Origin of the sequence: Companilactobacillus nantensis DSM 16982 (assembly GCF_001435815.1) — a bacterium.
Classification (GTDB): domain Bacteria; phylum Bacillota; class Bacilli; order Lactobacillales; family Lactobacillaceae; genus Companilactobacillus; species Companilactobacillus nantensis.
Genome location: NZ_AZFV01000052.1, coordinates 1 through 8,092, shown reverse-complemented (window position 1 = coordinate 8,092; position 8,092 = coordinate 1). Strand labels below are relative to the sequence as shown.

The following is an 8,092-nucleotide window of genomic DNA, read 5'->3' as shown; positions in this document are numbered from 1 at the left end:
TAACTTGATTATAAAATTTGCCAGTAAATAAATTTGAATCTTTCAATCTTTATACAAATATAAATAAAGCCAGTTACGAGAAGCTTCATTTCTCATGACTGGCTTTTTATTTAATGTGTTAATTTCCAATTTTTATAACTCAGTCCACCAAAGTAGGCTAAGACTTCAAAACTGGAAATAAAGAATGTGACGGGCCAGTTGGTGATGAAAGCTAGGTATAATCCTAACCAAACTCCTGCCAATGATAATCCTACTGACACTAAAATCATTTTTGGTACCGAGTGAACTAAATATTTTGCTGTAGCAGCTGGCAAAGTTAGCAAGACGAAAACTAAGAGTGAACCAACGATTTGAGCTCCAATACTGACACTCAATGCCAATGTCACGAGAAAAGTGATGGATAATAGTCGTGTTTTTAAACCGGCTGCCTGAGCACCTAAATGGTCAAAGGAATCGAAAGCTAATGGTTTATAAAATACTAGGAAAATCACGATGACAAATAATGCTAAAATCATGAGTTGCTTAACTTCTGGTCCACTGATACCAACGATACTTCCGAACAAAATATTGGTAGCGTAACTACTTGATTGAGCTGACAGTGATAAAAAGAGTATTCCTAAACCTATGAATAGGGAAGAAATAGCACTGATTGATGCCTCACGTCGGGAAGCTTCACCACTTAAACTTCCGACGGCAATGGAACTGATGAGGGTGAAAATAATCATGCCAGCTAATGGTGAGATTCCGACTAGGATGCCAAATGAAGCTCCCGCAAAGCCAATTTCTGATAGTGTGTGTGATAAAAATGACATATTTCTTGAAACGACGAAGACACCGACCAATCCGGCAGTAATAGTAATAAAAGTACTAGCGACAAAGGCCAGACGCATAAATTCATATCCAAACATAAATTAACCCTCCTGCTCGAACATTTTTTCGGAAACATCATTGATATCAATAGATTCAATCGTTTTGTTTTTGAAAAGGAGAGCTCGATTAGTATATTTTTTTGTTAACTCGTAATCGTGGGTAATAAAAATTACGGTTAGTTGGTATTTTTGATTCAACTCTTGAACAAGATCCATTAGCTGCATTTTAACTTCGACATCTAAACTGGCGGTCGATTCATCTAAAATCAAAATTTGGGGATCATTAAGTAAGGCTTGAGCTAAGTAGGCTTTTTGTTTTTCGCCACCAGAAGCTAAGCCTAGTGGTCGATCCTTGAGCGTTAGGAGATGCGTCTTTTCCATAATTGTCTGGAGTAATTCATTATCACGACGGCGTTTTTCCAGACTAAAGGTGAATTTGAGATTCAAACGGACGAACTGCTCAATACTGAGAGGGTAATCCAGGTCAATATTTCTGAATTGAGGCACATAGCCAATCGTTTGCTTAGCAACTTCTAGGTCACCACTGGTCTTGGATTCCATTCCCATCAAAATTTTCACGAGGGTAGTTTTACCAGAACCATTAGGTCCGACAAGGCTGATAAATTCACCATCATTGATTGTAAAATTTAAATTTTCAAAAACTAATTGTTTACCAAATTTTTTGGTTAAATTCTTCGCTACTATCATTGTTGTTTCTCACTTTGTAAAATCTTATTTAGAGATTGATATTGTGAAAGCATCCACTGCTTATATGTTTGACCTTTAGGTAAAGTTTCGGTGACATTTAAAACTGGAATGTGATTATCTTTTGCTAGTTTAACTAAATTATTAACGAGTTTACTGTCGGTTTGTGTGTTTAATACCATGAATGCAATTTGTTTGTTTTTAATTCCTTGATGCATTGCTTTGATGGTTTTAGGAGTTGGATCGGTGCCATTTTCGACAGCTTGTTCAAATTTTTGATTGGTAACTTTGAAACCCATCGCTTGAATTGAATAATCAAAAACAGGTTCAGTAACATAAACATTTTTGTTAGGTAACTTGTTAGAAATAGCTTTTAATTGACTCAATTCTTTTTGTAGCGGTTTGAGTGAAGCAATATATTCTTGAGCATTTTGTTTAAAGTAAGCTTTATCCTTGGGATATTTTTTAGCAAGTTGATCAGCTAAGTAGTTGGCATAATCAGGCATGGTGTTGGGATTGTACCAGATGTGCGGATTGTCACCAGTTTTCTTGTGCATGACATTTTCACCAATCTTGATGTAAGTACCGTTTTTACTGAGTTTGTTCATCCATGAATCATAGCCAAGTCCATTAGCAACTGTGATATCTGCTTGACTAACTTTTTTGGCGACATTAGTTGTTGGTTCATAATCATGTGGATCAATAGCCGGGTTATTAATAATAGAAGAAACTGATCCTTTATCACCAACCACAGCAGAGGCAACCTCAGCGTAGAAGTCGGTAGTGGTGACAATATTTATTTTTGAGGTTGAGCTGTTAACTTTTTTGTTAGAGCAACCTGACAAAATCAAAAGAAAAATAGTGAAACTGAGAATGATTCCTAAAAGTTTTTGTTTCTTGATATTCATTAAATCTCTCCTTAATGATAAATAATACTATTTAACTCTAAACTAAGGGCTTAAAAAAGTAAATAGTAAGTTTTATCATTTAAGAATGTTGCCAGTAGTCGAAAACAAAGGCATCTGCTGTGAGAATCGGTCGTCCCAACGCCTCGGCCTTCAATGCAGGACACTATCATTGCGACCACTGGCTACAAAAAGTGACAGACAAAAAGCAGGCTATTAGAATATTTCATCTAATAGTCTGCTTTTTTGGATAAATATTTAATTATCAATATGTTTCTTTAATTCGAGAATGTTTTGTTTAATATCGTCACGAACATCGCGATATGTTTGAGTGATTTCAGTTTCTGTCCCTGTGGCTAAGGTTGGATCACTGATTGGCCAATCAAACCAGCGGGTGCTTTTGGGCATGCCGCTTTTATCGCGTGCTTCACCACTTAACGTAACAACGATAGTTGCTTGTTTTAGGAGAAGGTCGTCGATTGTTTTAGATTTTTGTTGAGAAATATCAACATTATCTTCAGCCATGACTTTGACGGCTTGGGGATTTATGTCTTCGGCACGAACGCCAGCACTTTCGACTTCCCAAGTGGGTAGATATTTCTTGGCATATCCTTCAGCGATTTGTCCACGACAGGAATTTCCGCTACATAAAAAGTAAATGTTATTAGTCATTTTTTATACCTAGTTTGATTTGACATTCGGGACATAGCCCATAAACTTCCATGTGATTACCAGAAATCATATATCCAGATATTTCAGCTGTCTTTTCTTCAAGACTTTTTTCAGTATCACTGAATCCAGGATACGTAACGTCTACAATTCGTCCACAATTAGTACAAATAGCGTGATAGTGGGGTGAACCGAAGTAATCATAATGTGTACTACCATCACCGTTTTGCAATTCCACGACTAAATGATGGTCAACAAAAGTGTTCAGAGTATTATAAATCGTAGATGACCCGATATTAGGCAATTCCTTACTGAGGGCATCTCGAATTGTTTCCACAGTGGGATGATTATGATGGCTGACTAAATAAGCCAAGATAATATGCCGTTGTGGCGTAACTCGTAGCTTATGGTCCTTTAAAACTTGTAGTGTTTCTTCCATTACAGCATTACTAGCCATGAGCAATCTTCCTTTCTACCTAAGAATCATTACAGGTTAATTATATTACTTAATCTGAGACAATTCCAAATAATCTAACTTTTTTTCATCAAAAGCGTTTAATTGTTTACTTTTAAAAACCTCTGCGGTATTATGAATTCGTTAGTAAGTGAGAACCATTCCAATGTAATAAACAATTAAGGAGTGAGGCACTATGCCAAAAGAAAAGAAGAAACAAAGCTTGTCTGAAAAGATTAATGTTATGCGTGCCAGTGTAATGGGTGCGAATGATGGAATCGTTTCAGTTGCCGGAATCGTTGTCGGTGTTGCCAGTGCCCAAAGTAATAATCATGCTATTTTTCTAGCAGGGATTGCTGGGATGTTGGCCGGAACAATTTCAATGGCAATGGGCGAGTGGGTTTCTGTTAGTACCCAACGTGATACTGAAAAACGTGCTCTAGAAAAAGAATCTACCGCACTTGATGGTCACTATGAAGAAGAATTCAATTTTATTCGTGATAAATATCAAGCAACGGGGATTTCAAATGAGTTAGCAACACAAGCGACCCACGAAATGCTCAGCGCAGATCCGTTGGACGTTGCTGTTCGTGAACGATATGGTTTTAATCCTAAAGAAAAAACAAGTGCGATTGCGGCTGCCATGGCTTCAATGATTTCTTTTCCAACAGGCTCAATTTTGCCACTTGTTTCGATTACGATGTTTCCCGAAGATATTAAAATGATGGCTACTGTGATTGCCGTAATCATTGCTTTATCAATCACCGGCTACATTGCGGCAGCACTTGGCGGAGCTAATCGTTTGAAAGCTGTAATTAGAAATGTTGTTTCAGGATTGTTAACTATGTTTGTAACTTATGCGATTGGTTCGCTATTTGCGCATTAGTAGGGAGTGATAAGGATGAAATCTATGACGATGTCGAAACCAAAGAAACAAAAGAAAACAATGGCAGAACGGTCAAACACTTTACGTGCGGGCGTTTTGGGATCAAATGATGGTATTTTAACAGTTGTCGGTGTACTATTTTCTGTCGCCGTTGCTACTACTAATCAATTTACAATTTTTATCGCGGGTCTGTCTGACCTCTTAGCATGTGCTTTTTCAATGGCTTCTGGGGAATATGCCTCAGTTAGCTCACAAAAGGATACTGAACGAGCTGCAATTGAAAAAGAACGTGAGCTGATAAAGACTAATTTTCAAGATGAGTTGGCCGTGGTCGCTAACTACTATGTTGAACGTGGTGTCACACAAGACACAGCCAATAAAATAGCTGCTGAATTGATGAATAAAGATGCCTTGGGAACAGTTGTAAAAATTAAGTACGATTTACAACTTGGACACTATATGAGTCCTTGGGATGCTGCTTTTTCATCACTAGTTTCGGCTGCTTCTGGTGGTATTTTCCCATTAGTTGCGATGACATTTTTGCCTGCTTCAATTAAATGGCCAGGCACAATTTTAGCGGTTACTTTGTCAGTTGCTTTGACAGGTTACTTGAGCGCTAAGTTAGGCGATGGTTTGGTTAAAACAGCCATGATTAGAAATATTATTGTTGGTCTAATCACGATGGCAATTCACTATTCAGTTGGATTGATGTTGTAAAAATTAGCTATCTTAACGTGCTTTGTTAGTTAAATATGCCGCCTCCAGAAACAAGAAATTTAGATCGCTATGGGGACCGATTCAAGCCAAAGAGCGGTCTTGAATCTCGAGTTTATTCGTTGTTTTTTTATTCCGAATTATTGGGGTAATAAGACTTATAGACTATTTCACGATTGTGTCGATGGCATGATTAGCACAACAAGTTATCTGATAAACAAAATATGTTAAACAAAAAGGTCAAGTGATCCCGAAATGGGATTACTTGACCTTTATTATTGGAATTTAAAATATGTTTTATGCTGGCGGCTCTAAAACACTTGTTTCCTTACATGAACTTTTCTAGTTCCATACGGAACTTTTCTTCTGGTTGATAACCAACCATGCGACCAACAACATTACCATCTTTCTTAATGATAAATGTTGGGATACCTTGGATACCAAAGTTGTTTGGTGTTTCAGGGTTTTGGTCAACGTTCATTGATGTGAATTTAATTTTGTCACCCAATTGATCACTTGAAGATAACTTCTCCAAGATGGGGTTCATCATTTTACAAGGAGGACACCAGTCAGCGTTAAAGTCGGTGATAACTAGTCCCTTGCCCGTTTCGTCATTGAATGTCTTATCTGATAATTCTGTAATATTTGCCATCATTCAATTCTCCTTCTCATTACTATGTCAATAATATACCCCCTAGGGTAAATTAAAGCAACCAATTTGTTTGGCTTTTGGGTGGCCACCTGCGGGTGTGAGAAACAAAGCCTGCTGTGGGACCGCCTGGAGCCAAGGTCTCCAGGCTCGATTTTGAGCTTCGCAAAGTACGCGAATCTCAAAATTCGTCCTGTGATGTAAGAGCTAAAGCTCTAACCACTATCACTGCTGGCTCTGTTTCTCACACCCGCAGGCTAGTTGGTTGGTTATGAACTAATGTTTTTTTATATGGAGTTTCTGGAGACGAGGTTAGCCTTATTATTTGTAATTATATTTGATTTCGTAATCAGGTATGGATTGATTTAAGTCAGACTAGAAAATCTATTATCAGTTTTTTCATAAAAAATAAAGCAATTGTTTGCTACCCTGTACCCGCATGGGTATAATTGTATCAACAAATCAATTTGGGAGGTTAACTATGTCTCAAACACCTGAAGAGTCTGCTGTGGCTCGTAAAAAGATTACTAGTCGTTTGAAACGTTCAAGAGGGCAGCTAGATGCTGTTTTGCGAATGATGGATGACAATAAACCGTGTGATGATATTTTGATGCAATTATCTGCGGTTAAATCTAGTGTTGATAAAGCTATGAAATTGGTCATTGCTCAAAATATTCGTCAGAATACTGATTGTAAAGATGCTCAACAGTTGGAAGAATTACAAAAATCATTGGATTTGATGTTGAAAACTAAATAGGTTTTTTTAATGTTAAGTAGTAACTGAAGGTTGAATATATTGTGTGAATGGTAATATGCCACCTCCAGAAGCAAGAAATTTAGGTCGCTGTGGGGACCGGTTCGAGCCAAAAGGCGGTCTCGAACCTCGATTTTGAACCTCGCCTACACCGCGAGTTTCAAAACTCGTCCCGTGGTGTAAGCGCTAAAGCGCCAACGCCACCTTCACAGCGACCTAAATTCTTGCTTCTTCCGGCTAGTTTATGTTTTGTTTTTGATTAAATGTAAATAAATTGAATTATTACCGTTTGGTTTGATTTTTTTTGGTAAATGATGGCTAGAATAGCAAGACTTAAAGCTTGTTTTTAGTATTTCAACCTTTAGGTAGTAATTCAAAATATTTGAAAAAGTCCCAGTGGTCTGACGATTACTGGGACTTTTTGTTGTCATTTTTAGTTATACATAAGGACTTTGAAAAAAACTTCACTTAGTTTGGTGATTGGAACCAAATGACTAAGGAAAGGTGGTATATTTGACGATAGTAAACGGTTTCAAATATATGTAAAAGGGATGATGGTGAATGTCTAATTTACCTGGAACGCTTAAGTATATTAGTTGGTTTGAAGGAGAAATCATTACGATTGATTTTGGACGGTCAGTCGATTTTGATCCTAAAGCTTTCACGGAACTAGCCAAAATTGGTCGTTGGATTGCATCAGATGATCAGTCGAAATATTATTTGGCCTATAAAGTAGGGGAGGTTTATCCGGACAAGATTATCAATCATGTATTGGGAAACCTGAATCTGAATGGCTATGAGTTGATTCACAGTTCTGCTACTTATGCTTAGTTATTCCAAACAAAAAAGTCGCCGCAGCGACTTTTTTTACTTTTCACTGAAAGGTAACGAAACGTTGATTCCAAATATTTTCAAAGAATGAAATCGTATCTTCTGCAATCATATAATCGTTATCGAAAGTTGTTGTCATATCGTGTTCCATGAAAATTTTGTAGCCAAGTCCGTGTGCCATAACGATTGTAGCGTTACAACAGTATTCAGTCTGGGCACCACAAAGTTCGATTGAACGGACACTCTTTTGCATTAAAACTTTGTTTAAATTAGTTTGATAGAAGGCATTAGGATGGAATTTTTCCACCACGATGTCTTCTTTTTGTTTGTCCAATTTGCCCGACAACTGCCAGAGGTCACTACCACGGACAACATCTTGATCATTGTGTTGGATGAAAATGATGGGCTTATTAGATTGACGATATTGCGAAATTCGGTCATTGATATTGTGGACAAGACCATTGAAGTTATAACTATATTGCAAAGCTTTTTGCATGTCGATGACGATTAAAGCATCAGCTAATTCTGGCATGATAGCACTTCCCCTAAAAGATTTTCTAGAATGAGCGTAACATGATGATTTAATTTTTGAAAGCGACATAATTAAAAAGTGTCTCAAAAGAAGGCACCTCCGGGTGAGAGTTATGGAGTTATGC

Annotated in this window: 11 protein-coding genes; 4 read left to right on the top strand and 7 right to left on the bottom strand. The window is 37.4% G+C overall.

What is annotated here, in order from left to right; genetic code table 11:
• Positions 1–110: 110 nt before the first annotated feature.
• The 5 genes from FD31_RS13250 to FD31_RS13230 form a co-directional block, all read right to left on the bottom strand.
• On the bottom strand, positions 111–908 hold the full coding sequence (locus FD31_RS13250) for a metal ABC transporter permease (protein ID WP_057893264.1): 798 nt from the start codon (positions 906–908) through the stop codon (positions 111–113).
• A 3-nt stretch (positions 909–911) separates the two neighbouring features.
• Positions 912–1,577 carry a metal ABC transporter ATP-binding protein gene (locus FD31_RS13245; protein ID WP_057893263.1) on the bottom strand — a complete coding sequence of 222 codons (666 nt, stop codon included), beginning with the start codon at positions 1,575–1,577 and terminating at the stop codon, positions 912–914.
• Positions 1,574–2,482, bottom strand: coding sequence for a metal ABC transporter solute-binding protein (locus FD31_RS13240; RefSeq protein WP_057893262.1), 909 nt, complete (start codon positions 2,480–2,482; stop codon positions 1,574–1,576). The genes FD31_RS13245 and FD31_RS13240 overlap by 4 nt, the downstream gene beginning before the upstream one ends.
• 255 nt (positions 2,483–2,737) lie before the next feature.
• Positions 2,738–3,151 carry an arsenate reductase/protein-tyrosine-phosphatase family protein gene (locus FD31_RS13235; protein WP_057893261.1) on the bottom strand — a complete coding sequence of 138 codons (414 nt, stop codon included), beginning with the start codon at positions 3,149–3,151 and terminating at the stop codon, positions 2,738–2,740.
• A complete protein-coding gene (locus tag FD31_RS13230) occupies positions 3,144–3,605 on the bottom strand; it encodes a Fur family transcriptional regulator (RefSeq protein WP_057893260.1) in 462 nt (153 codons plus the stop codon). Before FD31_RS13230 ends, FD31_RS13235 begins: the two co-directional genes overlap by 8 nt.
• Before the next feature lie 193 nt (positions 3,606–3,798).
• On the opposite strand from FD31_RS13230, the gene FD31_RS13225 reads away from it, so the two are divergent.
• On the top strand, positions 3,799–4,488 hold the full coding sequence (locus tag FD31_RS13225; protein ID WP_057893259.1) for a VIT1/CCC1 transporter family protein: 690 nt from the start codon (positions 3,799–3,801) through the stop codon (positions 4,486–4,488).
• A 15-nt stretch (positions 4,489–4,503) separates the two neighbouring features.
• Complete coding sequence (locus FD31_RS13220; protein WP_057893258.1) at positions 4,504–5,205, top strand: VIT1/CCC1 transporter family protein; 702 nt, start codon at positions 4,504–4,506, stop codon at positions 5,203–5,205.
• A 325-nt stretch (positions 5,206–5,530) separates the two neighbouring features.
• Here FD31_RS13220 and FD31_RS13215 read toward each other — a convergent pair whose 3' ends face one another.
• Entirely contained in the window at positions 5,531–5,857 is a 327-nt protein-coding gene (locus FD31_RS13215; protein ID WP_057893257.1) for a thioredoxin family protein, read from the bottom strand.
• Between the two features lie 475 nt (positions 5,858–6,332).
• Here FD31_RS13215 and FD31_RS13210 point away from each other — a divergent pair, with 475 nt between their 5' ends.
• Together FD31_RS13210 and FD31_RS13205 are read left to right on the top strand one after the other, a co-directional pair.
• On the top strand, positions 6,333–6,608 hold the full coding sequence (locus FD31_RS13210) for a metal-sensing transcriptional repressor (protein ID WP_057893256.1): 276 nt from the start codon (positions 6,333–6,335) through the stop codon (positions 6,606–6,608).
• A gap of 558 nt (positions 6,609–7,166) precedes the next feature.
• Entirely contained in the window at positions 7,167–7,436 is a 270-nt protein-coding gene (locus FD31_RS13205) for a hypothetical protein (RefSeq protein WP_057893255.1), read from the top strand.
• A gap of 43 nt (positions 7,437–7,479) precedes the next feature.
• Here the strand turns inward: FD31_RS13205 and FD31_RS13200 are convergent, their stop codons facing one another.
• Positions 7,480–7,968 (bottom strand): cysteine hydrolase family protein, encoded by a 489-nt coding sequence (locus tag FD31_RS13200; RefSeq protein ID WP_057893254.1) that lies wholly within the window; start codon positions 7,966–7,968, stop codon positions 7,480–7,482.
• Positions 7,969–8,092 lie beyond the last annotated feature (124 nt).